The organism is Acidobacteriota bacterium (assembly GCA_016703965.1).
Classification (GTDB): domain Bacteria; phylum Acidobacteriota; class Blastocatellia; order Pyrinomonadales; family Pyrinomonadaceae; genus OLB17.
This window is the reverse complement of record JADJBB010000021.1, coordinates 210866-235699: the sequence shown is the minus strand read 5'-3', so window position 1 is coordinate 235699 and position 24834 is coordinate 210866. Positions and strand designations below refer to the sequence as shown.

Annotated in this window: 24 protein-coding genes and 1 tRNA gene; 14 read left to right on the top strand and 11 right to left on the bottom strand. The window is 51.8% G+C overall.

All coding sequences use genetic code 11. From position 1 onward, the window contains the following. Positions 1-39 precede the first annotated feature (39 nt). The 7 genes from IPG22_08440 to IPG22_08410 all read left to right on the top strand — a co-directional run bounded on the left by IPG22_08440 (position 40) and on the right by IPG22_08410 (position 5653). Entirely contained in the window at positions 40-189 is a 150-nt protein-coding gene (locus IPG22_08440) for a hypothetical protein (protein ID MBK6588308.1), read from the top strand. Beyond that, positions 189-449 carry a DUF350 domain-containing protein gene (locus tag IPG22_08435; GenBank protein MBK6588307.1) on the top strand — a complete coding sequence of 87 codons (261 nt, stop codon included), beginning with the start codon at positions 189-191 and terminating at the stop codon, positions 447-449. The genes IPG22_08440 and IPG22_08435 overlap by 1 nt, the downstream gene beginning before the upstream one ends. An 88-nt stretch (positions 450-537) precedes the next feature. Beyond that, positions 538-2064, top strand: coding sequence for a polyamine aminopropyltransferase (locus IPG22_08430; protein ID MBK6588306.1), 1527 nt, complete (start codon positions 538-540; stop codon positions 2062-2064). A gap of 39 nt (positions 2065-2103) precedes the next feature. After that, on the top strand, positions 2104-2274 hold the full coding sequence (locus tag IPG22_08425) for a four helix bundle protein (protein MBK6588305.1): 171 nt from the start codon (positions 2104-2106) through the stop codon (positions 2272-2274). Positions 2275-2412: 138 nt separating this feature from the next. Beyond that, positions 2413-4062 carry an FAD-dependent oxidoreductase gene (locus tag IPG22_08420; protein MBK6588304.1) on the top strand — a complete coding sequence of 550 codons (1650 nt, stop codon included), beginning with the start codon at positions 2413-2415 and terminating at the stop codon, positions 4060-4062. Continuing rightward, positions 4059-4586 carry a hypothetical protein gene (locus IPG22_08415; GenBank protein MBK6588303.1) on the top strand — a complete coding sequence of 176 codons (528 nt, stop codon included), beginning with the start codon at positions 4059-4061 and terminating at the stop codon, positions 4584-4586. The genes IPG22_08420 and IPG22_08415 overlap by 4 nt, the downstream gene beginning before the upstream one ends. Then, the gene (locus IPG22_08410) at positions 4586-5653 is read left to right on the top strand and encodes a hypothetical protein (GenBank protein MBK6588302.1); all 1068 of its coding nucleotides are present in this window, start codon (positions 4586-4588) and stop codon (positions 5651-5653) included. Before IPG22_08415 ends, IPG22_08410 begins: the two co-directional genes overlap by 1 nt. Before the next feature lie 83 nt (positions 5654-5736). Here the strand turns inward: IPG22_08410 and IPG22_08405 are convergent, their stop codons facing one another. Continuing rightward, positions 5737-6783 carry a PDZ domain-containing protein gene (locus tag IPG22_08405; protein MBK6588301.1) on the bottom strand — a complete coding sequence of 349 codons (1047 nt, stop codon included), beginning with the start codon at positions 6781-6783 and terminating at the stop codon, positions 5737-5739. A 237-nt stretch (positions 6784-7020) separates the two neighbouring features. Continuing rightward, positions 7021-8223, bottom strand: coding sequence for an aminotransferase class I/II-fold pyridoxal phosphate-dependent enzyme (locus IPG22_08400; protein ID MBK6588300.1), 1203 nt, complete (start codon positions 8221-8223; stop codon positions 7021-7023). A 156-nt stretch (positions 8224-8379) separates the two neighbouring features. Between IPG22_08400 and IPG22_08395 the strand changes: the two genes are divergently transcribed. Then, a complete protein-coding gene (locus tag IPG22_08395; GenBank protein MBK6588299.1) occupies positions 8380-9411 on the top strand; it encodes an SLBB domain-containing protein in 1032 nt (343 codons plus the stop codon). Positions 9412-9435: 24 nt separating this feature from the next. On the opposite strand, the gene IPG22_08390 is transcribed toward IPG22_08395, so the two are convergent. The 4 genes from IPG22_08390 to IPG22_08375 form a co-directional block, all read right to left on the bottom strand. Further along, a complete protein-coding gene (locus tag IPG22_08390) occupies positions 9436-11307 on the bottom strand; it encodes a long-chain fatty acid--CoA ligase (GenBank protein MBK6588298.1) in 1872 nt (623 codons plus the stop codon). Next, on the bottom strand, positions 11304-11921 hold the full coding sequence (locus tag IPG22_08385) for a TetR/AcrR family transcriptional regulator (GenBank protein MBK6588297.1): 618 nt from the start codon (positions 11919-11921) through the stop codon (positions 11304-11306). Before IPG22_08385 ends, IPG22_08390 begins: the two co-directional genes overlap by 4 nt. A gap of 166 nt (positions 11922-12087) precedes the next feature. Next, positions 12088-12173: transfer RNA gene (locus IPG22_08380), tRNA-Ser, on the bottom strand. A gap of 187 nt (positions 12174-12360) precedes the next feature. Next, positions 12361-12912 (bottom strand): TlpA family protein disulfide reductase, encoded by a 552-nt coding sequence (locus IPG22_08375; protein ID MBK6588296.1) that lies wholly within the window; start codon positions 12910-12912, stop codon positions 12361-12363. 152 nt (positions 12913-13064) lie between these two features. On the opposite strand from IPG22_08375, the gene recF reads away from it, so the two are divergent. The 6 genes from recF (at position 13065) to IPG22_08345 (ending at position 20040) form a co-directional block, all read left to right on the top strand. Further along, on the top strand, positions 13065-14165 hold the full coding sequence (gene recF, locus IPG22_08370; protein ID MBK6588295.1) for a DNA replication and repair protein RecF: 1101 nt from the start codon (positions 13065-13067) through the stop codon (positions 14163-14165). Between the two features lie 117 nt (positions 14166-14282). Continuing rightward, positions 14283-14513 carry a DUF433 domain-containing protein gene (locus tag IPG22_08365; protein ID MBK6588294.1) on the top strand — a complete coding sequence of 77 codons (231 nt, stop codon included), beginning with the start codon at positions 14283-14285 and terminating at the stop codon, positions 14511-14513. Further along, on the top strand, positions 14497-14817 hold the full coding sequence (locus IPG22_08360) for a DUF5615 family PIN-like protein (GenBank protein ID MBK6588293.1): 321 nt from the start codon (positions 14497-14499) through the stop codon (positions 14815-14817). Before IPG22_08365 ends, IPG22_08360 begins: the two co-directional genes overlap by 17 nt. 17 nt (positions 14818-14834) lie before the next feature. Continuing rightward, the gene (gene gyrB / locus IPG22_08355; protein ID MBK6588292.1) at positions 14835-17249 is read left to right on the top strand and encodes a DNA topoisomerase (ATP-hydrolyzing) subunit B; all 2415 of its coding nucleotides are present in this window, start codon (positions 14835-14837) and stop codon (positions 17247-17249) included. Positions 17250-17447: 198 nt separating this feature from the next. Continuing rightward, positions 17448-19619: a VWA domain-containing protein gene (locus IPG22_08350; GenBank protein ID MBK6588291.1), complete on the top strand. Its 2172-nt coding sequence runs from the start codon at positions 17448-17450 to the stop codon at positions 19617-19619. Positions 19620-19674: 55 nt separating this feature from the next. After that, complete coding sequence (locus tag IPG22_08345; protein MBK6588290.1) at positions 19675-20040, top strand: hypothetical protein; 366 nt, start codon at positions 19675-19677, stop codon at positions 20038-20040. A gap of 164 nt (positions 20041-20204) precedes the next feature. On the opposite strand, the gene IPG22_08340 is transcribed toward IPG22_08345, so the two are convergent. From IPG22_08340 to IPG22_08320, 5 genes are all read right to left on the bottom strand, one after another. Beyond that, positions 20205-20558, bottom strand: coding sequence for a hypothetical protein (locus tag IPG22_08340; GenBank protein ID MBK6588289.1), 354 nt, complete (start codon positions 20556-20558; stop codon positions 20205-20207). A gap of 27 nt (positions 20559-20585) precedes the next feature. After that, on the bottom strand, positions 20586-21128 hold the full coding sequence (locus tag IPG22_08335) for a hypothetical protein (protein ID MBK6588288.1): 543 nt from the start codon (positions 21126-21128) through the stop codon (positions 20586-20588). A gap of 91 nt (positions 21129-21219) precedes the next feature. Continuing rightward, positions 21220-21804 carry a rubrerythrin gene (locus IPG22_08330; GenBank protein ID MBK6588287.1) on the bottom strand — a complete coding sequence of 195 codons (585 nt, stop codon included), beginning with the start codon at positions 21802-21804 and terminating at the stop codon, positions 21220-21222. A gap of 316 nt (positions 21805-22120) precedes the next feature. After that, positions 22121-23488 (bottom strand): sigma-54-dependent Fis family transcriptional regulator, encoded by a 1368-nt coding sequence (locus tag IPG22_08325; GenBank protein MBK6588286.1) that lies wholly within the window; start codon positions 23486-23488, stop codon positions 22121-22123. Between the two features lie 13 nt (positions 23489-23501). Then, a complete protein-coding gene (locus IPG22_08320; GenBank protein ID MBK6588285.1) occupies positions 23502-24746 on the bottom strand; it encodes a hypothetical protein in 1245 nt (414 codons plus the stop codon). Positions 24747-24834: the final 88 nt, after the last annotated feature.

Genomic DNA, 24834 nt, shown 5'->3' with positions numbered 1-24834 from the left:
CTTCGAAGCTCCACAACTTCGTAACTAAGAAAAGAAGTTATGTTAAAAAAACTGTACATGGTATTTGGTGTCGGCGTATTGAGCTTTTACGCGTTATCTTCCTGGTTTGGCTGGGAACTGGCCAATTCCGGCAGTAAATCGCGTTTAGGCGTGCCGTTCTTTTATTCAGGATTTCGTGGAGGAAAATAATGTTGAATCTTGCAGCAATCGCCCCGACTCTGGGCATGGTCGTCAAGATGGAAGAGCTTTGGCCGGTAATGGCGACGACCGTGATCTTCGTCGCGATCGGCCTTATCGTCTTTGCCTTGGCATTTTTGATTGTCGTTCTTGTTGCCCCCTTTTCGGTTAAGAAAGAGATAGAAGAAGATCAGAATACTGCTCTTGCGATCATTATCGGAGCTCTCATTATCGGCATCGCGATCATAATTGCATCGGCGATCAATGGCTAGTTCTCGGGATTCAGATGGGATCGGCAGGATAAGCAGGATATTGCTTTTTGATCCTGTCAGTCCTGTTCATCCTGTTTGAATTCCTTAAATGAAAAGCACTCCGCTACTCTTTCTTAACGTTATAATCATCGCGACCTGCGGCCTGATATATGAGCTGCTGGCTGCAACCGTATCATCCTACGTACTTGGCGATTCCGTAACCCAATTTTCGTTCATCATCGGCGTCTATCTTTTTGCGATGGGCGTCGGATCTTACCTCTCCAAATACGTAGAAAAGAATGTCGCTGAAAAGTTCATCGATATCGAACTCGCAGTCGCGGTCATCGGCGGCTTTTCGGCCCCGTTGCTTTTTCTGACCTTTGCGTACGTTTCGTATTTCGGCATCATTCTTTACACGCTAGTCTTCATCATAGGAACTCTCGTCGGGCTTGAGATACCGCTGCTGATGCGGATCCTAAAAGATAAGCTTGATTTCAAAGATCTAGTTTCCCGCGTTCTCGCCCTCGATTATGTCGGAGCCCTGGTAGCTTCGCTTTTGTTTCCGATATTTCTTGTTCCAAAGCTCGGCCTCAATCGAACTTCGCTCATATTTGGAATGCTAAACGCTGGCGTTGGCATCTGGGCGACGTGGCTGCTCGAACCGCTGCTTTCGAAACGAAAGATCACGATCCTCCGCGTCAAAGGTTTTATAATCATCGTTCTGCTCGGGATCGGAATGATCAAAGCCGATCGGCTTACCACGTTTGCTGAGGATGGGTTATTTGTCGATAACATAATCTACGCAAAAAGCTCGTCGTATCAACGTATTGTAGTTACGAAGGGCAAGGTTGGCTATTCGCTCTTTCTCAACGGTAATCTCCAGTTCAATTCATTCGACGAGTATCGCTACCACGAAGCGCTTGTCCATCCGGCATTCGCCGCGTTTCCGGGCGAGCCAAAGCGCGTGCTAATTCTAGGCGGTGGTGACGGTCTCGCGGCCCGCGAGATATTGAAATACAAGTCGGTCGAGTTTGTCCAAATGGTCGATCTCGATCCTGAAATGACGCGGGTCGCATATTCCGTTCCGGTTCTCGGCGAGCTGAATCATCACTCGTTCGACGACCCTCGAATGCACGTAACAAATGCCGACGCATACGTCTGGATGGATCAGGAAAAAATAGAGCCCTTTGACATCGCGATCGTCGACTTTCCAGACCCAAATAACTTCGCTCTAGGCAAACTCTATACGACCCGCTTTTACAATCTCCTAAAACAAAAGCTCAAACCGGAATCGTCCGTTGTCATTCAAACCACGTCGCCGCTCATCGCCCGAAACTCATTCTGGTGCGTTATGAAAACGCTTGAAACCAGCGGTTACACGGTCAAACCATATCAAACTGCCGTTCCCAGTTTCGGGATCTGGGGCTACGCTCTTGCCAAACTTCAACCATTCGAAACACCAAAAACACCGCCGCCGGGCATCGAGCTGCGATTCCTAAACAACGAGACATTCGCATCAATGTTTGAATTCCCGAGCGATACATCGAAGCCAAGCGAAGATCTGGAAGTAAATCGGCTCGATAATCAGGCCCTTGTTAGGTATTACGAGACTGAGTGGCGGCGATTTGAACAGTGATTTTTCAAAATAGCTGAAAACTGATAGCTATTAGCTGATATGAAAGAAATACTAAGAGAAAAATCATATGCGTTCGCTCTCAGGATCGTGAATCTCAGTGAGTATCTTCATAAAGAAAAACACGAATATGTACTTTCAAGAAAGGTTCTCGATTCAGGAACGAATATTGGGCTATTCATCGAAGAAGGAAAGCAGGGAACAAATACTTAGGATTTCCGAGCTCGGTACGCCGTCGCAAACAAGGAAGCCTTCAAAACTAACTTCCTTCTACGTTTACTACGCGATGGCAATTTTATCACCGAACGGTTGGCTCACTCACTTTTGGACGATTGCGAAGAATTACAAAAGATGCTTATCGCAACCCTTAAAACCGCTATCAGCTTTCAGCTATTTCGAATGAACCTCACCCGACGAGAATTATTGACTGCGTTTCTTGGAGCACCTCTTGCGTGCGCGGCATGTTCTTCGGAACGCGAACGCACTTTTCCAGAAGGTGAGATCGTTGGTCAATCGGCAACGCTCGGGCATATACTGCGTGAGAATCGCAGTTTTGAGGTTCCGGCGGATAAATGGGAAACGAAAAAGGTTGCAATAATTGGCGGCGGGATCGCGGGTTTGTCGGCGGCTTGGAAGCTGAAGAAAGAGAATTTTGATGATTTCGTCTTGTTGGAATTAGAGAAAGAGGTTGGCGGAACGTCCGCGAGTGGGAAAGGTGAACCGGTTGGTTATCCATGGGCGGCGCATTATTTGCCGGTTCCATTTCAAGAGAATATTGAGTTAGTTTCACTTCTCGAAGAAATGTCGTTGCTTGAAGGCCGTGGGCCGGAAGGCGAAATTATTGCAAAAGAGCAGTTTCTCTGCCGCGAGCCAGAGGAGCGCGTTTATTACAAGGGCCGTTGGTACGAAGGGCTGTATTTGCAGGTTGGGGCGAGCGAGGATGATAAACGGCAATTCGCTGAGTTTCAAAAGATCATTGATGGCTGGGTGAATTGGCGTGATTCGTCGGGTAAGCGGGCGTTTGTGGTGCCGTTAGCACATTGCTCGACCGATGCTGAGGTTACTTCGCTGGATAAGATATCGCTCGGCGATTGGCTGCGGCAAAAGGGCTTTACGTCGGAGCGGTTGTTTTGGTATTGCGATTACGCCACCCGTGACGATTACGGTCTAAAGGCAGATCAAGCCTCAGCTTGGGTTGGGCTGTTTTATTTTTGTTCCAGGGTTCGCAAGAGCGGCGTCGAATCACAGCCTTTTATCACATGTCCTGAGGGCAACGGGCAGTTTGTCCATCACTTCCTCGATAAAGTGAAGGAAAACGTGCGGAGGTCGCACATCGTGGTTTCGGTCGTGCCGACTGACAAGGGCGTCGATGTGATCTGTCTTGACGGTAGTGAGATCCGCGGTTTTCATTGCGAAAGGGCGATCTACGCTTCGCCGATGTTTACGGCACCGTATGTTATTCGTGGATTTCGCGAGGAAGCTCCGTTTGCGGCGGCAGAATTCCAACACAACGCCTGGTTTGTCGCAAACCTTTTTTTGAAAGACCGACCAAAACCGCGCTTTGCCAAGGATTTTCCGCTCTCCTGGGACAACGTCATCTACGAAAGCCCGTCGCTCGGATACGTGACCGCCACGCATCAAAAAGGAATCGACTATGGGCCCACGATCCTGACCTATTATTACCCGATGTGCCACGAGCCGAACGGCCGGACGACGCTTTTCAACTACGACTGGAAACAGCTCGCCGATGTCTGCCTGACCGATCTCTCGCGAGCTCATTCGGATATTTACGAGCTGACAACCCGCATCGACATAATGCGCTGGGGCCATGCGATGATCAGTCCGCGGCCAAACTTCATCCACAGCGGCGTTCGTGAAAAGGCAATGAAGCCGTATCGCAACATCCATTTCGCGCACACAGACCTCAGTGGTATCGCACTTTTCGAGGAAGCGTTCTATCATGGATTGCGAGCGGCTTCAGAAATTGTGCGAATTACATGAGCAATATTGAACTACGGCCTACCGATCTCCATTGGCTCGACGGAAGCGATCCGTTTGAGGATTGCTGTCTCCACGGTGGCGTCTACTTGAAAATAGGAGACACGCTTCTTTCTGATGGAGGGGATAAGGAGTGGACGGTAAGCACGGCTGCATATAATCTCTTGAAAACAATACAGGAGGACCATGAGATCAGCGAAGGACGACTATTGATTCCTCACTGCGGACATACGATGTGGGTTGAAGAAAGTGAGCCGGACGGTCTATATCTCGGCGGCTGCGATATAGGAATTGACTGGACAATCAAGCATGAAGCTGGCAAGGTCGTGCATGAAATTGGGGATGATCTAAGTATCGAAACAAATTCTGATGTTTGGCGAAAAGCCGTGTGTCAGTTCTCCGATGATGTATTCGAGTTCTTCATGACTGCTTGGCCAAAACGTATAGCTGATAAAGACGATTTGAAGGGATTTGAGCTTTTTATGAGATTGTGGGGTCAACGTCGAATCGAGGCAAATGTTGGATGATGCAATCCGAGTCCGCCATTCAAGTCAAAACTGTGACTGACCGCTGGCTGTTTTCCTCATCCATTGACCTTACCGTCTTTCTGGGTAGTGCTATTTTGTCTCTTCTGCTTTTAGCGGTTGGTTCTCAGATAGGAGCTTTGAACGGTGATTCTCCCGAATGGACGTGGATCACAGGCGTTCTGCTGATCGATGTCGCCCACGTTTGGTCCACGTCGTTTCGGGTCTACCTTGATAAAGAGGAACTAAAGCGGAGAGCACCGTTGTACCTTCTCGTTCCGATCGCCGGTTATGCTATCGGCGTTGCACTGTATTCTGAGGGCGAGCTCGTCTTTTGGAAGGTGCTGGCGGCGGTCGCGGTTTTTCATTTTGTGCGGCAGCAGTATGGTTGGGTCAATTTGTATCGGCGGAGGTTAGGCGAGACGGCGAATTGGACTTGGTGGATCGATGCTTCGGCGGTTTATCTCGCAAGCGTATATCCGCTGGCGTTTTGGATGACACGGCTGCCGCGAAATTTCGAATGGTTCGTGCAAAACGATTTTGTCTCGCTGCCGACGGTGGTTGAGACGGTGTTGTTTCCGCTCTACGTCATCGCTCTCACCGCTTATTTTGCGAAATCGATCTACCAGTATTTCACGACCGGGTTTCTAAACATCGGCAAAGACATCATCGTCGCCACCACCGCGATCTGCTGGTACATCGGCATCGTCTATTTCAACTCTGACTACGCGTTCACCGTTACAAACGTCATAATCCACGGCGTTCCGTATTTCGCCCTGATCTACATCTACGCCAAATACCGCCGCGAAACCGCCGGGCCGGTTTACCGCACGCTGTCATCAAACTGGCTGATCTTCCTCGCCACACTCTGGGCGCTCGCTTATGTCGAGGAGCTATTCTGGCATCGCGGCGTGTGGCACGAGAAACAGTGGCTTTTCGGCAGCGACTGGAACTGGGGAAACCTAAAAATGTACCTCGTCCCACTCCTCGCACTGCCGCAGATGACGCATTATGTTCTCGATGGATTCATCTGGCGACGCGGAAGCCATCCTGAGTTCCGCTTGTTCTGATAATTTTCGCCGCAGATAAACGCAAATAAAGCAGATAAGGCTAAAGCCCTATCTGGGTCATCTTAGCCGTTTCAACTTAACGGCTAAATTATCCGTCCTGAACGAAAGATCATTGGCTTCGGTGCCGCTGGATTTGCCGGAGCACGTGGTGCTGGCGGCGTGAGGATGCGGCCTTCGCCGTCTTTCGTGTCAAATAGGAAACCGCTGTCCTTTGACGCTTCCGGTGTGACCGAGATGGTCTGGCGTTTTCCGCTACGAACAATCGTGAGTTGGACGTCGCCTTCCTTCTTGCTGTTGACTTCGCGGATGAGATCGAGCTGGCTGATTACGGCTTTGCTGTTTGCATCGATGATGATGTCACCGGCTTTGAGCCCCGCCTTTGCCGCGGGTGAGTTGTCACGAACTTCGCTGATCAGCAAACCATCATCAACGCCGAAATGCTGGGCGAGCTGCTTGGTCAGATCCGTGACGCCGACGCCGATCTGGCGGCTGTTACTTGAGGACCATGCAAAAACCTTGCCCTCGCCGCCGCCCGGGAGCGAGAAACTGCGGAAGCCTTCGCTGTCCGGCAGATCTTTCAGCTGCGGGAAATCCTTGAGCATCGGAAAGTCCTTTAACTGCGGAAGATCGCGGAGCTTTTCGAGATCAAGTTTTTCAAGGCCGCCCGGACCCGAGAGCTTAAAGTTGCCTTCGCCAAATTTCATACCCGGGCGTTTTGCGATCGTTGCTGTGATCTCTTGTTCGCTGCCTCCGCGTGCGATCGTTAGTTTTACTTGATGATCCGGTTCGACCTCACCGATCAGCCTGGTCAGCTTGCGTGTACTGGTTACTTCGTCGCCGTTAAACCGAACGATAACGTCGCCATCCTTTAGTCCTGCTGCGGCCGCGGGAGAATTCTCGAGGACCTTCTCGACCGCCACGCCCCGAACATCCCGAAGGCCGAATTTGCTAAAATTCTCTTTAGTAACCTCAACCGTCTGAACGCCAAGATAACCGCCATCGTCTTCAAATGAAAAAGCAAATGCCTGCGGAGCGAGCGTTTTTTCTTTCTTCGGCTCCGGCGTCTGGCCGATCACAAACGTGAACGCCGACGTGATGATCATTACCGAACTCAAATATCGATTAAACATAAAAAATGCCTCCAAAAAAATTGGTTTCGCAAATATGAAAGACGAAGCTTTCTCCGAATTGGTTACATTTTTTGTTGCGCAAGGAATTGTTGTGGTTGCCTGACCCCGTGCAAAAGCCCGCTCGTTAGCAAGGGCGAATCATTCAACTCTGTTTGCAACGGTATGCCTGTGGTTAGAATGCTTCCGCTGAATTCACGTTCGCAAATCGCCCTTGTTTACGCGCGGGCTTGTGCCACGCTATCCGCGCTTCAATTTCCCAAGTTTTTCAACGGCTGCTTCCAGCGTTTCGTCCTTTTTACAGAAACAGAATCTGACTAGCTGCGAACCTCCGGAGCCGCGATAGAATGACGAACCCGGGACGACCGCTACGCCGATCTCGCGAATGAGGTGTTTGGTGAATTCGATGTCGCTGGGGAAGCCGAATTCGGAGATGTCGCACATCACGTAGTACGCACCGTCAGGCGAATCGCATTTGAAACCGGCGTTTTGAAGAGCGGGAATTATAAAGTCGCGTTTCTGCTGATATTCGATCTGCAGAGCGTCGTAATACGACGGCGGCAAACCCATTGCGTAGGTTCCGGCGTGCTGCAGCGGATTGGCGGCTCCGACGGTGAGGAAATCGTGGACCTTACGGATCGCCGAAGTGATATCCGGCGGTGCAATGCAATAGCCCACGCGCCAGCCGGTGACCGAGTATGTTTTTGACAGCGAATTTACTACGACGGTACGTTCGCGCATGCCTTCGATATTTGCCATGCAAGTGTGGCTTAGCGGATCGTCATCGGCGTGACCGGAGTAGATGATGTGTTCGTAGATCTCGTCAGTAAAGCAGAGTACGTCAAACTCTTTGCAGAGATCGGCAATGAACTCGAGTTCGTCTTTTGTATAGACTTTGCCCGTCGGATTGTTCGGATTGCAGATGATGATCGCCTTGGTTTTCTCGTTAAAGGCAGCACGCAGCTCTTCGCGGTCGAAGACAAAACCATTCTCGGTTCGATAGAGCGGAACATGCCGCGGCGTCGCATCCGATAGGATCGCGTCTGGTGCGTAATTCTCGTAAAACGGCTCGAAAACTATAACTTCCTCGGTCGGGTCGACGGTCGCCATCATTGCGGCGATCATCCCTTCGGTCGAACCGCACGTGACGGTGATCTCGGTTTCGGGGTCGAGGTCGAGCCCGAGAAACCACATCGTCTTTTTAGCGATCGCATCGCGAAAACTCTTAACGCCCCACGTTACTGCATACTGGTTGTGATCATCCAGGATCGCTTCGACCGCCTTCTGTTTGATGTCCTCAGGAGCGGGCCAATCGGGAAATCCCTGGCCGAGATTAACGGCTCCGTACTTCACAGCTTCACGCGACATCTCGCGGATGACCGATTCGGTAAAGCTGCCTGCCTTTCTGGAAATGCGTGATCTAGATGGTCTTAGTTGTGTCATTATCTTGCAAATATTTTATCACGATATGAAAAGCGAACTACCAAGCCGCTTTCACTCATCAAACTTACTTCGCCCCGTGAGCGCCAAAAAGAGTTGTTTCACCAGCCAACGTGCGATAAACTCTAGCGCTAACGTATATCGGAGGTATTTTTCCGTATGAAGAACTTATTTATTCTTTCAAGCATTATTTCGGTCTTTCTCACCGGCTCGATTTTCGGCCAGACCGAGGTTTCAAAACTTGTCCAATCAACCACCGTTTCGCCGTCAGGGGCGAATACACCGAAGGGCTACGTTTTCGGCCCGGGCGATGAGATCTCAGGAAAATTCATTGGCGAGGCAGATTATAATTTCACGGTCACCGTCGATGAGAACGGTAAGATCGAGTTGCCCTTCTCGGACGGTGTCCAGATCGTCGCACAATGTAAGACCGAGCAGGAGCTTAAGGCCGATATCAATAAGCTGCTGACGAAATATCTTAAGAATCCTCAATGGAATCTGCGAACTGAGAAAAGGGTAAAGGCGCCTGTCAGAGTTTTTGGCGAGGTAAATTCACCCTCGCCGGTAGAACTGACGCGAAGATCGACGTTATTAGAGCTCATCTCTTTCGCCAATGGCCCGACAAAAGATGCCGGCAGGGTTGTTCAGGTTTATCGTCCGTTGAGAAAACAATGTTCTGAGGGAGACGAATCGCAGAATTGGACTCCGGAGAGTGGCGATCCCAATGAGATCCCGTCCAGGATCTACAAATTATCAGCGATGGCGCAGGGGCTCCAGTCCGATAACCCGGTCATTTTGCCCGGCGATGTTATCTACGTCCCACAGGCAACTCCGGTCTATATTGTCGGCGAGGTTCGCCAGCCAGGCGCTATCCTGCTGAAAAAAGACGGCGGAACCACGCTGTTTCAGGCCGTTAACATGGTAAATGGCGTCAACCCGGAAGCGAAGAGCAAGGAAGTTAAGATCTATCGCAAAAGGTCTGGCTCGATCGAGCAGGACGTGATAGTTGCAAACCTGGAGAAGATCAGAAAGGGTGAGCAGCCGGATATTTATCTTGAGCCTTACGATATGGTTGTCGTTGACAAGGCGAAAAAGCCGTTGGCACTCATTATTGCAGAGTTTGCGATCGGAGCCGGAAAACAGGTCATCTCGTCGGCTGCGAATACCGGCGGTATGCGTGTGATGTACTAGTGAATTCTAAAATTCGAAGGCTGTTCAGGGACGTGCGTTATCGGCGTCCCTGTACATTTTGTCGATAACGTCGCGGTATTTTTCGTCTATTACGCGGCGTTTTACTTTGAGGGTCGGCGTAAGCTCGCCGGTCTCCACGGAGAGTTCGTTTACAAGCAGAGCGAATGCCTTGACACGTTCATACTGAGCAAGCGTCGTTGTCATTGCATCGATCTGCCGGGCGATCAGATCAATGATCCGCGGATCAGAGCAGTAGTCCTCCGGCGTGTGAAGGTCGAGCTCCTTTAGCTTTGCGTAACTCTCGAGCATCTCAAAATTTGGGACGATCAGGGCCGCCGCGAATTTTCGTTCGTTCCCGACGAGCACCGCCTGATTTACAAATCGCGATGCTCGCAGCATCTGCTCGATATGTGTTGGGGCGATATATTTGCCGCCTGAGGTTTTGAAGAGTTCCTTTTTACGATCGGTGATCTTCAGGAACCCATCGGCATCGATCTCGCCGATGTCACCTGTACGGAAATAGCCGTCATCTGTAAATGCTTCCTTCGTCGCCTCGGGTTTGTGATAATAGCCGAGCATAACATTCGGCCCTTTTACCTCGATCTCGCCGTCCGCAGCAATACGGACTTTCACATCTCGGATGGGCTGGCCGACGGTTCCGACGCGAAACGTTGTCGGGTTGTTCGACGATATAACCGGCGAAGTTTCCGTCAGTCCGTAACCCTGCATGATCGAAATTCCCGCACCAGTAAATATCAAATAGATATCGTCTGAAAGTGCCGCACCGCCCGTTATACAAAAACGCAGCCGTCCGCCGAAAAAGTCGCGCAGCTTCGAATAGATGATCGTATCCGCGATGCTGTGTTTCGCCATTAGAGCCATCGGGATCGGCTGTTTCTCCTCGTTGAGCGTGGCGTATTCTTTAGCGACATCCATTGCCCAATCGAAGATCATCTCGTTGACGCGGCTTGAAAGAGCCGCTTTCATCCGAGCCCGTTCAAAAACCTTTTCAAATATCCGCGGCACGCCGACAAAGATCGTGGGACGAACCTCTTTCAGATTGTCCGGAGCTTTGTCGATCGATTCGGCATAGAAAACCCGCATTCCGGCTCTGATGTAGACGTACATTCCACCGCGTTCGAAGACGTGTGACAGAGGCAGCACCGATAGCGAAACGTCGTCGGGCGAGAAATCGTATTTCTCACTCGCGTTGACTACATTCGAAACAAGATTTGCATGGCTGAGCATCACGCCCTTCGGTTCGCCGGTCGTGCCGCTCGTGTAGATAAGTGTTGCGATATCGGTCGAGGCGATCTGGTGACGAAGCTCGGATGAGAGCTCGGGTTTCTCATCTCTAAGCCGTGCCCCCATCGATTCCAAGACCGACAGCGAGATGATCGGTCCATCCGCCATCGGGCCGGAATCGAAGAGGATTATTTTTTCCAGAGATCTGCATTCTTTGATCGCTGGCAGGATCCGTTCGTATGTCGCCCGGTCTTGCAGAAAGAAGACGCGGGCTTCCGAATCGTCGATGATGTACTGGATCGCCTTGTTAGCTGACGTCGTGTAGATCGGAACATCGATCACACCGCCGAACTGGCAGCCGGCGTCAGTAAGCGTCCATTCAGGCGAGTTCGCAGCAAGGATCGCGGCACGGTCGCCTTTCCGAAGGCCGATCGAATGGAGGCCGAGAGAGATATTCTCGGAGCGGCGAATTATCTCAGATGATGAGATCGGTAGCCATTCGCCATTCTTTTTATAATTGAGGGCATCGGGCAGATCGAATTTCGTTGCAGATGCTAAAAACAGATCTGCAAGCGTCGGCGGAAACTCGGCAAAGTAAGCCGCGTCCGATAAAACGCCGTTTTCGATGCTGTCATGCGCTCCGTCGATCATTTTGCCAGGCTACCTCCCAGAAATATCTTCAAAACTTCGCCCGCCATCGGCTCGAGCGGGTAGTCTTTAACAGACAAAACCCAATTCGTCACCATCTCATCCAGTGCGCCGTAGAGTATCTTCGCCGCGACGATCGGCTTAATATCGTCACGAAATACGCCCACCTTTTGCCCGTCAGCGATCGTTGTACGGATAATATCGAGGTATTCACTAAATCCGGCAGCAGAAAATTCCTGCATGAACTTCGTCGACCCGCGAAGCTCCACCTGAAATACGATCGCCATATCGCGGTCGGCACCCAGACGGCTCAGGTGCAGTTCTGCGATACGTTTGAGTTTTTCGGTCGGCTCGTCAAGGGAGGCGATCTCTCTTTTGCCCTCAGCAATAAACTCAGCCATCGCACGGTCAAATATCGAATGCAGTATCTCGTCCTTGCTCTTGAAATAAAGATAAACAGTTCCGTCAGCGATCCCAGCCTCGCCGGCGATATCCGACACCTTTGAATTAAAATAGCCCCGCCCCGCGAAAACCTTGGTTGCGGCTCGCAGGATAGCTTCTCTTTTATCGGTAACGACAGCTCGGGCTGGCGAACCACTTCGGACTGGTTTCGGCATAAAAAGGCGGTTATGAATGAACCGTCATTCAGTATGCCTCTAGGCTATAACAAATGCGAAATTGAAAGCAAGAAAAATCGTGAGTGGATGGGCTTTAGTATTAAAATGAAAAACCGATTTGGTTCGGACGAATCCAAAATCCCAAATCGGCGATCCAAAATCTAAATGGCGGAGAGGACAGGACTCGAACCTGCAAGCGATCACTCGCGGTAGTTTTCAAGACTACTGCCTTACCAATTAGGCTACCTCTCCGCACGAGAGGCGAATTCAAAATATAACCGAAAATTTCACGCTAAACAAATATAAAATCATCGACCGCCCTCAGATCCGCAGAAACTTCTGACGAGTTGATACCCGACTGGAGGGGAGCATCTTGCTCGCCCGTGATCGGAAACCTAGTTAAAAAACCTAAAGGCGAGCAAGGATGCTCGCGCTCCAGTCATTTCGAGACAAGCTTCGCGATCGTCGAATCCAACGAGCCGGTCTTGTCATAACCGCTCGCCCGGAACTGGACCACGCCGGATCGGTCGATAACAAAAAACGATGGGAAGCCCATATCGAGATTGCCGCTGCGATCGCGGTCGGCGTATTGGAGCACGGTGCCGAAGCTGTTCGGGACGATCTGAAATTTGAAAGAATTGTTTTTGAGATATCCGTTGATCTTTTCCTCGTTCTCCATGGAAAGGGCGAGAAATACGACCTTTGCCGGGTCGTAGCGAGAGGTCATCGTGTTCAGTTTAGGTATTTCGTGATGGCAGATCGCACAGCGTGTTGACCAGAATGTCATCACGACCACGCGGCCGCGAAGTTCGCTGAGTTCAAACGGTGTCCCGTCCATCATCGCACCCGAAAACGAAGGTGCGGCCGAACCGATCTTAATGCTCTGCTGCCCGAACGCAGCGGCAGCAAAGAAAACTGTAAGGGCGATGAGCGAGATGATGCGGTCCATATTACGTGTGGTTAAAGAATGTTTTGCATTCTCTTTAAACATATTAGCAATATTTCGCTGTATTTTAGAATTTCTTTTCTTACGGGAGACTTCCGGCTGCAGAAGCCCGCGCGTAAGCAAGGGCGCATCATCCTACTTGAGCGATCCGCCCTTGCCTAACGCGCGGTCTTCTGCATTCTGATAAAATCTACCGAATGTTCCTCGAATCTGTCGAAGCTCAAAATTTCCGTAATCTGAACGGCTCGATAGCCTTTTCGCACGGCCTAAATGTACTCGTCGGCGAGAACGGACAGGGCAAGACGAATTGGCTGGAGGCGATCGCTGTGCTGGCTTCGACGCGTTCTTTTCGGACGGCGAGACTGCTGGACGCAGTTAACTTCGGCAGCGATACAGCTATGGTCCGCGGCGATGTCCGCGAATCGCCTGAGATCGTCCGCGAACTCCGCATCATCATCGCCGGCAATACTAAAACGCTTCTTATCAACGATAAAAAGGAAACGGTCAATCGCTATCTCGGGCAGCTCCATGCAGTTGTATTTAATTCGGATGAGCTAGAGATCATACGCGGCCAGCCCGATTCGCGACGGCGATTTTTGGACGCGGGAATTGTCTCGCTTCATCCGCCGTTCATCCAGGTCTTTACCGATTACAACCGCGTGATCAAGCAAAAGAATGCGTTGCTCCAGTCCGCACGCGATAACGAGTTTCCGCTCGAAAAGGTATCCGAAATGCTGGAGCCCTGGAACTCGCAGCTCGCCAAACTCGCCGCCAAGATCCACCGGGCCCGCGTCCGTTTCATTGAACGTATCAACGAGGTTCTCGAAAAGAAACTCTTCGCCCGCGAAGAGCTTTCCGTCCGCTATCTCTCATCCCTTGAGGACAAAGGCGACCTCGCGGATTACGAAAACCTGATCACCGAACGCCTGAAGTTGCGTGTCCAAGCCGAGGTCGTGTCAGGCCACGCTCTGATCGGCACGCACCGCGACGACATGGAGCTAAAATTTGACGGCCACGACATCCGCAAATTCGGTTCTGCCGGCCAACAGCGAAGCACTCTCCTTCTCCTGCAGCTCGCCAGCATTTCCGTCTTCAACGCAACTCGCGGCGAATATCCGCTCTTTCTTATCGATGACATCGACGCCGAACTAGACTACCGCCGCATCGGCAAACTGCTCGAATTTTTGGACGGCAAAACGCAGACGTTCGTAACCACGTCGAAGGAAAGTTTTGTCGCGCGATTTGGCTCCCTGGCACAGGTTTTTCAAGTCACGGCTGGAAAGGCTGAAATGCAATAAAATTAAGTGTTTTGTTGCTAACCGCTCTGTAAAAATCATTCAAAAAATGGTAATATAGGATGTTATTTTCAGCGTTCGATTTATGTCTGGCGCGTGGTTTTCGTGGAGGAATCGGGTATGAGCGATGAGCAGCGTGAAATTATCGAGATCGATCCGGAAAAGATGAGTGGAACCCCCGTGTTTCGCGGAACACGAGTACCTATTCAGAACCTTTTCGATTACTTGGAAGCCGGGGATAGTTTGGAGACATTTCTCGATCACTTCCCAACGGTTGACCGCGGGCAAGCCGTCGGGGTCATTGAGTTGTTGAAAGAAAAGGTGTTCGAGGACTATGCGATTGCTGCTTGACGAATGCGTTCCGCGGCCCCTGCGAAGACACTTCGCAGGACACGACGTCTCGACCATTGAACAGGCTGGCTACAAAAGCCTAAAGAACGGAGCATTGCTCGCTGCGGCAAACAAAGATTTTGATGTTCTAGTAACGGTCGATAAGAATATTCAGTATCAGCAGAATACCGATAATCTCCAAATTTCAATACTCGTTCTGTCTGCTCGAACAAACAATCTGTCAAATCTTTTGCCTCTTATTCCGAGTGCCCTCAAGGCACTGGAAACAATCGGCAAAAGGATGATCGTCAGAGTAATAAATTAGATAAGAGGTTTTAAAAATTGGCTACAGCACAACCAGAATACGGGGCAGATTCCATTACAGTTCTTGAGGGGCGCGATGCGGTCCGTAAGCGTCCGGCGATGTATATCGGCTCAACCAGCGAGATCGGTTTGCACCACCTTGTTTACGAGGTGGTCGATAACTCGGTCGATGAGGCTCTCGCGGGTTATTGCGACACGATCGAGGTCGTGATCCACATGGACAATTCGATCACCGTCGTCGATAACGGCCGCGGCATCCCGACTGACATGCATAAGCAGGAAGGCCGTTCGGCAGCTGAGGTCGTCATGACGATCCTCCACGCGGGTGGTAAGTTCGACTCGAATTCGTACAAAGTTTCCGGCGGCCTCCATGGCGTCGGCGTATCTTGCGTAAACTTTCTTAGCGAATATCTGCGGCTTGAGATCTGGCGTGATGGCGTGACGCATGAGATGGAATTCGAGGCCGGCATCCCGGTCGCACCGCTCATCAAAACCGGCACGACGACTAAACGCGGTACCAAGATCACGTTCCGCCCTGACTCGAGCATCTTCGAAACGACCATTTACAGCTTCGAAAAACTCTCCGAGCGCCTTCGCGAAAAAGCCTTTTTGAACAAAGGTATCCGTATCTTCATCAAGGACGAACGTGAAGAACCCGAAAAGTCGCATGAATTTTACTACAAAGGCGGCATTGCAGAATTTGTAAAACATCTCAACCGAAATAAGGCTCCGCTGCACGACGAACCCCTTTATTTTGAACAAATTAGCGATGAGCTTTCGATCGAGGTGTCGATGCAGTACAACGACAGCTACGACGAGAAGATCTTCTCATTCGCTAACAACATCAATACCGTCGATGGCGGCACGCACCTTTCCGGTTTCCGCGGTGCGATCACGCGAACTATCAACAACTACGCTGAATCGTCGGGCATGGTCAAGAATGCGAAGGTCACGCTCACCGGCGACGATGTTCGCGAAGGTTTGGTCGCCGTGATCTCGGTCAAGATCCCGCAGCCGCAGTTCGAAGGGCAGACGAAAGGTAAGCTCAATTCACCGGTCAAAGGCCCGGTCGAATCGTTCCTGAACGAAAAGCTAGGCGAATTTTTCGAGCAGAATCCGGCCGTGGCGAAGAAGATCGTTGGTAAGGCGGTCGATGCTGCACGAGCCCGCGATGCCGCCCGTAAAGCGCGAGAGATCGTGAGAAAGAGCGCGTTAGGCACGTCCACACTTCCCGGCAAATTGGCTGACTGTCAGGAAAAAGACCCGGCTTTGTCAGAGATCTACATCGTCGAGGGAGATTCCGCAGGCGGGTCGGCCAAGCAGGGCCGCGACCGTAAGAATCAGGCTGTTTTGCCGCTCAAGGGTAAGATCCTGAACGTGGAAAAAGCTCGTTTCGACAAAATGCTCGGCCACGGCGAGATCAAGGCTTTGATCACGGCGCTTGGAACCGGCATCGGCAAAGACGATTTTGACGTCGCGAAACTTCGCTACCACAAGATCTGCCTGATGACCGACGCTGACGTCGACGGCAGCCACATCCGCACGCTCTTGCTGACGTTTTTCTACCGTCAGATGCCGGAACTGCTTGAAAATGGTTACGTTTACATCGCCCAGCCGCCGCTTTATAAAGTAAAACGCGGCAAAAAGGAAGAGTACATCAAGGATGAAAAGGCCTTTTTCCGATACCTGATGCGCATGGCGACAGGCGATTCGAACATCACCTCGAACGGCAACGCAATCGAGGGCCGCCTGCTGTCAAAGGCTCTGGAGCAGACCAAAGAACTAGGCCTTTACGCCGAACGCATAGCCCGTCGTGTTTACAGTGACCCGAAACTGGCTGAGCTTTTGCTCGAAGCTTTTGCCGGCAAAGACGGCGTGATCACGAAAAATCCGATGCGCATCCGCAAGGTTTTTGGCGAACAGGAATTAATGGCCGAGATCGAGGGCAAGCTCTCAGCCGCCGGATACGCTACCGAGCTGACCAATGACGAAGAGCACAGCCTCTGGGAGATCGACATCTCGTATCCCAACGGCCAGCGGCTCAAGATCGACTGGAATCTTGCCAGCTATGTCGAATTTCAAAAGGCGATCGAGCTTAAAAAATCACTTGCGATCGATTTTCCGGGCCCGTTCGTCCTTGGCGAAGACGGCAAGAGCGAAACTATCCAGACCCACGAGGAACTCCTCGAAAAGGTCATGGCGATGGCCAAAAAAGACCTCACCATCCAGCGTTATAAAGGCCTCGGCGAGATGAACCCCGAACAGCTCTGGGAAACCACCATGGACCCCGAGAAACGCACCATGCTCCAGGTGCGTATCGAGGACGCCATCGAAACCGACGGCATCTTCACCGTCCTAATGGGCGACCAGGTCGAACCACGGCGTAAATTCATCGAGGACAATGCGCTGGACGTTAAGAATCTGGACGTATAGTTCCGCTCGTGGAAATGTATTTACACCATGCCCGTTTTCGTATGGAAACGGGCATTTTTATCGTACAAGAGAATATTTGCTTTTACGTTCGACCTCGACTACTCTCCAATAAACTGAGAGCTCTCCTCGCTAAAGTTGCCATTTCTCAAACGGAATAAAACTCTTTCACCTCGTTATTACATCTAATAAGGCATCATTATGAAAAAAAGAATTACGCTCGTGAGCCGCTCTCTCTTATTAGCCTTTGCTTTCTCAGTCGCTGCTTCGGCGCAGACGGCAACACCCACGCCGCAGAACGATGTGGACGACGTGGTTAAGATCACGACCAAGCTCGTTCAGGTCGATGTTGTCGTTACTGACAAAAAAGGCAATCAAGTCCGCGACCTCGGTGCGGCGGACTTTGAACTGCTGCAGGACGGCAAGGCGCAGAAAATAACTGGTGTGACGTACGTGCCGATCGATTCGGCTCAGGTTACGAACACCGTTACGACAACTGGCGAAAAGCCAAAGAACGGAGTTCCGCCGCCGCCCGCCAAACGCGCTAGTGGCCAGGCTGGGCGTGTGATCGCGGTGATGGTCGATGACGGCTCGTGTGCTGCATCTCTATGGGGAATTAACTCAGCAAAGGACGGGATCAAGCGGTTTATCAATGAGCAAATGCTGCCGGATGACTTTGTCGCGATCTATCGGACCCGAGCGGGAAGCAGCACTTATCAGCAATATACATCGGACAAGGCTGTTTTGCTGAACGCGGCGGAAAAGATCCGTTGGTATCCGCCCCCACCAGGGTGCGGCACCGACGACGGTAGCTTCAATGCTAAAGAAACCCGCGGTACAAAGGCCGACGGAGCCACCGGCATCGACACAGTGGGTCAGGAATCTGAGGCCGAGAAGAAGAGCCGCGAATACCGCGAAGATGCGATCAAAAATAACCAGGTTGTCGGAACGATCGGCGTCCTCAGATATGCGATCCGCGGACTTGAACGAGCGCCGGGCCGCAAACTGATGTTTGTTTTTTCTGACGCACTAGCGTTTCGCAGCCGCCAAAATGAGACGCTGGGCGCCCGAGACGCTATGAGAGACGTTACCGATGCCGCAAATAGGGCGGGCGTGGTCGTCAATACATTTTCGCTTCGTGGGGCGGAAGTTCCGGGGATGATCGAGGCGAGAGATGACGTTGATGTGAAGACCGGTTCTTCAACTCCTATCTCAAATGCCCGGATCGCCGATTCACTAAAGGGCAAGGAAGGTCTGGCCGAACTCGCCTATGAGACCGGCGGTAACTTTTATCAGGGCGCGGATCGTTTGAACGTGCCGATGGGCGAGGTCTTACGTCGGGAATCCGGATATTACCTTCTCGCCTACGAGCCCGCCGAGGGGTCGTTCAAAGATAAGAAATTCAACAAGATCGAGGTAAACGTTAAGATACCTGACCTTAACGTCGCATACCGTGCCGGTTTTGTGGGTGTTCCGGACGCGGAGGTCGTGAAGCGCAAGAGTAAGAGTACCGAAAGCGATCTATATGACGCGATAGCGTCGCCTCTGCCTAAGCCTGGGCTGAACATCGACTTGTCGGCATTCTTCGGCAATTCGGCAACGGCCGGAAATTACGTCCGCTCGCTGATGCACATCGATGGCAGTGCGCTTTTGTTCAGCGATGAGCCGAATGGCCAGAAAAAGGCGGTGCTTGATGTCGTTGCCGTGACGATGAATGAGAAAAACGAGGTCATCGACGATTTTAACAGGACGCACACGCTGAAGTTCGACCCGGCGACCGCGGAACGCATAGCGCGTGACGGGCTGACGTATTCGACCGATGTGCCGATCAAAACGCCGGGCAGCTATACGTTTCGCGTTGCGGTTCGCGATGGCAACAGCAAACAGATCGGTTCGTCGAGCCAGGTCGTGCAGATACCTGATCTGAAACGCTCGGACATCTTCCTCTCAGGCCTGTCGATCGCGGGTGTGGATGACAAGGGCAATTTCGAGAGGCTAGGCCCGACCACTGCCGAAACCGCCATCGGCCTGCCCGCGTCCGCCTCCGTACCGTCGATCCGCCGTTTCAAACGCGGCTCGGTCGTCGCGTATTCATACTCGATCTATAACGCCCGGCTGGGCAGTGCCGACAAACAGCCCAAGATCACGGTCCAGGTCAATCTCTATAAAGACGGCAAGCTCGTCGCTGAGGGCGCACCCGCACCATGGAAACCCGAAAACCAACCTGATCTCACACGGATCAACGATTTCGGCTACATACGCCTCGCCCAAACCGAGCCCGGCGAATACGCCCTCCAGCTCATCGTCCGTGACACCCTCGGCAGCAAAAACGCCGTCTCGAGCCAGTGGGTGGATTTTGAGGTCGTCGATTAGCTTGGCGGCGGGATACTATTGACGAATAATTTTCGCCTTAGCGAGTGGAGGCAGAATGAAATTCGCAAAATATACATTTCTTATCGCCGGCATTTACGGCCTCGTGGTGCTGTTGCCGCAGTATTTTCTCGAACAAAAGATCGAGACGGATACGCCGCCGGCGATCACGCATCCTGAGTTTTTCTATGGCTTTATTGGCGTGGCGATCGCGTTTCAGCTCGTGTTTCTGATCATCAGCCGCGATCCGCAGCGTTACCGGCTGTTCATCCTGCCGTCGATCGTCGAAAAATTCAGCTTCGGCATCGCTGCCGCCGCTCTCTTCGCCACCGGCCGCCTCGATCCGCAAATGTTCGCTGCCGGAATGATCGATACCGTTCTTGGGCTTTTGTTTATCGTAAGCTGGTTCAAAACCAAAGAATAAAAGTCCCGCGTCCCGATCAGCTGCCGGCGATACCAGCCCCGAAAACCCGCCGCGGCTCCAAGGAACTGCGAGTATGGGCGACATCATAGAATAAAACGTGCTCCCGAAAAAGAAGGCTGGCGAGTTAGCTCACCAACCTGAATGGTTTTTCGGAAGTATGTTATTTAGCGGTCGTCGCTGTCACCGTCCGAGTCCTTTTTTCCACGATCATCTGCGTCACCGCGATTGTTCGGCCGGTTCGCTGCCGGCTTGTTTGCCGATCTTGAATCGTCGCGATCCAGTGGTTTCGTAGCTCTTGTGGCGTTCGAACTATTTGAGACTGTGCTATTTGACGCTCTAACGTCATCTGCATCGCCATCATTGCGTGTGGCTGAGGTTGGCGAGCTTGCCGAGTTTGTGTTCGAAACTACCGCATTCGTCTGGGTTTTCGGAGTTTCCTTATCTTTAGTTGCTCCGCCGCACCCGACCGATAAGGATAATGCTCCTGCGATCACCGTCAAAATAATTGCTTTATTCATAAAGTTCTCCCTTTTTTTGCTATTGGTTCAATCGTCATCACCATCGTCTTTCTCCTTTTTAGGAACTGCGTTGTTTTGTGCTGTCGGATCCATCACCGCGTGAACGCCCAGCTGGTGAACTAGTATGCCTCCCTGATGTGCGGTGTTCATCAGCAGCACAACGCCGGAGCCGTAGAAGAGCAGAAAGGCAAGATTAAGCGGGATCAAGATAGCCCGCGAAAGCTCTTTCTTGAAAAGCATTGGTGCAAATAAGATCACGCCAAATATTGCGGTCAATGCCGTGAAGACAGTCCTCGTCGTCTCGGCAAGCTCCTCGTGTTCCTCGAGTGCGGACTCGACATTGTTGATATGTTCGGCGAGCTCGCCTGCGGCCTCGCCGGTCGAGACGGCAACGAAAGTTGCGATCGTACCGATCAGCATCAGGACAAATGCGGCGATCAGAAAGGTTCGCCCGTTTTTTGGCATAAGAAGGCCCATCAGGATGATGATCGGGGCCACGATCAACAGGGCGATCGGAAAATGTATGATTATTGGATGAAGACCGTCCCAGCTTGGAATTGGCGGAAACATATTATTACTCCTTAATGAAACAGCTGCGGGTGTTTGTTTGGTATGAGGTATGACACCCGCAGCTTCCCCCTTGAAAAATTGGCAAAAAGAGCTAGTTGATCGATTCAAACTTTTCTTTCGGCGTGAAATCGACCGGGCACTTCTGCAGATCGGCGTCCATGGTCGTGTAGCCGCAGGTCGAGCAGACAAAGAATGTCGCCTTTCCGCCCTTCCAGTCGGCGAGGTTTGCTAGGGCGTCAGCGTATAGCTTTGCGTGCTCGCCCTCGGCAGTCTTCGCAAAATTGAAAGTTCTCAGGGCTTCCTTGTTGCCGCTGCTGCGGGCCTCGGTCATAAATTCGGTGTACATTTTGTCGCGTTCGTAGGTCTCGCCCTCGATCGCACCTTTTAGATTTTCGGCGGTTGTTTTGACTTCGGCTGCCTTGATGTCAGCCGTTGGAGATCCGCCCATCTTCTTTATCACTTCAGCGTGATTGTTCTTATGGATCTCCTCGGCACGAGCGGCGGCTCTGAAAAGGCTGCCCACCTTTGTATAGCCTTCGTCGTCAGCCTTCTTCGCAAAAGCGAGATACTTTGCATTGGCATTGCTCTCGCCGTTGAAGGCAGTTTGGAGGTTTTCGAGCGTTTTGGTTGCAGTCTTTTCACCCTGTGGTACCGCCGATTTTGCCGTATCGATCATGTCACCGCTATGGCTGGCACAATCGGTGAGCATTACGACCGCGAGCAGGCACGCCGCCGCGGCTGCAAAAAAACTGATCGAAAATGTGTTGAAACGTTTGGCTGCTTGGTTGTTCATAGATCTCCTTAGTAGAAATGAATTGCCGGATATTTTCTCGGCTTTCTACCAGGTACTATTGCAACGTTGACGCCAAATCATGACGTGTTCTAAGTAGCTGTAAATGTTAGGTTTAATGCGGCGTGAGAGCCGGTATGCAGGTTAGTCCGTCGTAATTTTAATACGGGGCCGACACGTTATGTCGGAATTTTAGGACACGCTATTGCAGGTGGTGCTTCTTTATCTTGTATGCGATGTCGCTCCGCGAAATGCCAAGTCTCCGCGCCGCCTCAGCCTGTACTCCGCCCGAATCGCTCAGGGCATGTTTAATTAACCGCGATTCGATCGAGTCAAGGAATGTCGGGAGGTCAGTATTCGGCGGAAGCGTTTCGGCCGTCCGTGTGATGGGTTCATTAGATCCTCCGTTGGAAGCCAGAACCAGATCCTCACTCGAGATCACGTTGCCTGAAGCGAGTATGCAGGCTCGCTCGACGAGATTCCTGAGTTCACGGACATTACCGGGAAACGAGTATGACATCAGCTTGGCTATTGCCTCCGGGCTTACGATCCGCGGGCTGACCTTAAGTTCGCGAGATACCTGTTTGATGAGGAAATCGACTAACACCGGGATATCGTCTCTGCGGTTTCTTAGCGGCGGGATCTCGATCGGCACAACAGCCAGGCGGTAATATAGGTCTTCGCGAAAAAGCCCTTCCTTTACCCGCTCATGCAGGTTTCTATGTGTCGCAACGATCACGCGAACGTCCACCGTTCTGGGTACAGTGGCGCCGACACGGAGGAACTGGCCATCGGTCAAAACACGCAGCAGTTTTGCCTGTAGTCCGAGCGACATCTCACCAGCCTCGTCCAGGAAAAGCGTTCCATGATTGGCCGCCTCGAATAGTCCCTGGCGAGGTTTATCGGCCCCCGTGAACGAACCTTTTTCATGGCCAAACAGCTCGGATTCAAGCAAATGTTCAGATACCGCGGCACAGTTGACGGCGAGGAACGTTGTCTGCGAACGCGAACTGCCTTTGTGAATCGCTCGAGCAACGAGTTCTTTTCCGGTGCCCGTCTCACCCGTAATAAGCACGGTCGCATTTGTCGGGGCGACTTTTGCGATCGTTTCCTTTAAGTGTGTGATGGCGAGGCTTACGCCCAGGATCTCGTCAGCGAATGCAAACCGTTTCGCTTCCTCCCGTAAAACTTCGTTCTCACGAAGCAGTTGTGTCCGCTCGGTTGCACGTTTCGCTACGGCGGTGACAACCTCCGGGACAAAGGGTTTTGAGATGAAATCAAACGCTCCCGCCTGCATCGCCTCGACGGCTAGCTCGACGGTTGCGAGTGCGGTCAAGATCACGACCGGCAAACTTGGCTCATTCTCACGGCAAAACCTGAGGACGTCAAAGCCGTCGCCGTCCGGCATCTTCTTATCCGAGATGACCAGATCGAACGCCTCGGTCGCAAGCTTCGAGAGAGCAGACGTAACGCCGCTCGCTTCTGACACCGTATGGCCGGCTTCCTGCAAGATCAGCGTCAGGATCCGGCGCATGTTCTGCTCGTCATCAATGATCAGTATTCGTGCCATTTATTGCCGCCAGTTAAAACCGTATCTCAAACCTCACCTTACCATTTTCATTGGCTGCAAGAAACACATCTCCGCCATGCGCTCTCGCAATATTTCTTACGATCGAGAGCCCGAGGCCAGTTCCTTTCACGCCGTTCGTGAAGAACGGTTCGAATATCCTCGGTGCGATATCTTCCGGAATGGCGCTGCCTTCATTTTCGAGAAAGAGGATCGACCTCGCTCCATCTTTATAGGCTCCCAAGTGGATCTTGCCGTTTGGTGCAGCGGCGTTGAGTGCGTTAGTAAGCAGATTGAGAAGAGCCTGCTGCATCTGCGTCTCATCCATCATGAAAGACAACTCTTGGTCGCATAGCACCTCTACCGTCAGGCTTTTCTCGACAAGACGTGCCTTCGCAAGACCCGCGATGTAATCGAGCGTTTGATGTACTAAAACCGATTTCAGCTCGGGTTCTTTTGTCCGCGCAAAGGCCAGAAAATCAGTCGTCAACGTTTCGAGCCGCTTCGCTTCTTCGGTTGCAATGTTGAACATCTCCAGCCTAATCGCCGAGCCGGGTTCATGCTTCTCAGCCATTTTTAGCGAACTCGCGATCATCGACACCGGGTTCCGGATCTCGTGCGCTATCGCGCTCGACAATTGCCCGACCGCCGCGAGTTTTTCCTCGGCAACGAGCTTTTCCTGCAGGATCCGCAGGTCTTCCAAACTGCGCCCTAGTTTTTCCTCCTCTCTGCGCAGGCTGCCGACGAGGAGCCACACGACCGTGGCGACGACCAGGAAGATAAGCGAGACCGTCGCCGCCTCAAAATACTCGCTCACATCCACCGGCGGATGAGCCCTAAAGAAAAGCCACACCTCGAAGAAGGTCAACACGATGGTCACTGCCGTGACCGCCAGCGTACGAGCGAGGTCAAACCGGTACGCCGCCGAAAGGATCGGGATGATCATCAGCACCGAATAATGGCTGTCCGCCGTCCCGCCCGATATCGAAGCAGCAAAGGCAAACGTAATATTGAGCGCAATTGAGACAAATACGTGAATATTTACATAAGAAGCAGGAGAGTCCAGGGGTAGCCGCTGCAGCCACAGCAGCTCGACAACCAATATGACGAAGCGGGTTGCGAGCGTAACGAGCAGCAGCAGCGAAGGCCTGCCGAGCAGTGAAATAAAGCTGATATGTACAAAAAACAACGCCGCGAGCACCGCGATGTTCAATAGAATGAGCACCGTTTCCTGCTCTTTATACGTTTTAATATTCGTCATCGCTCATCCAGCCGGCTTCCCAGTTCCAATAATAGTATGGAACAAGGCAATCCCAATGCCGCGATTCCGCTTAAATCTGGCGGTTGCC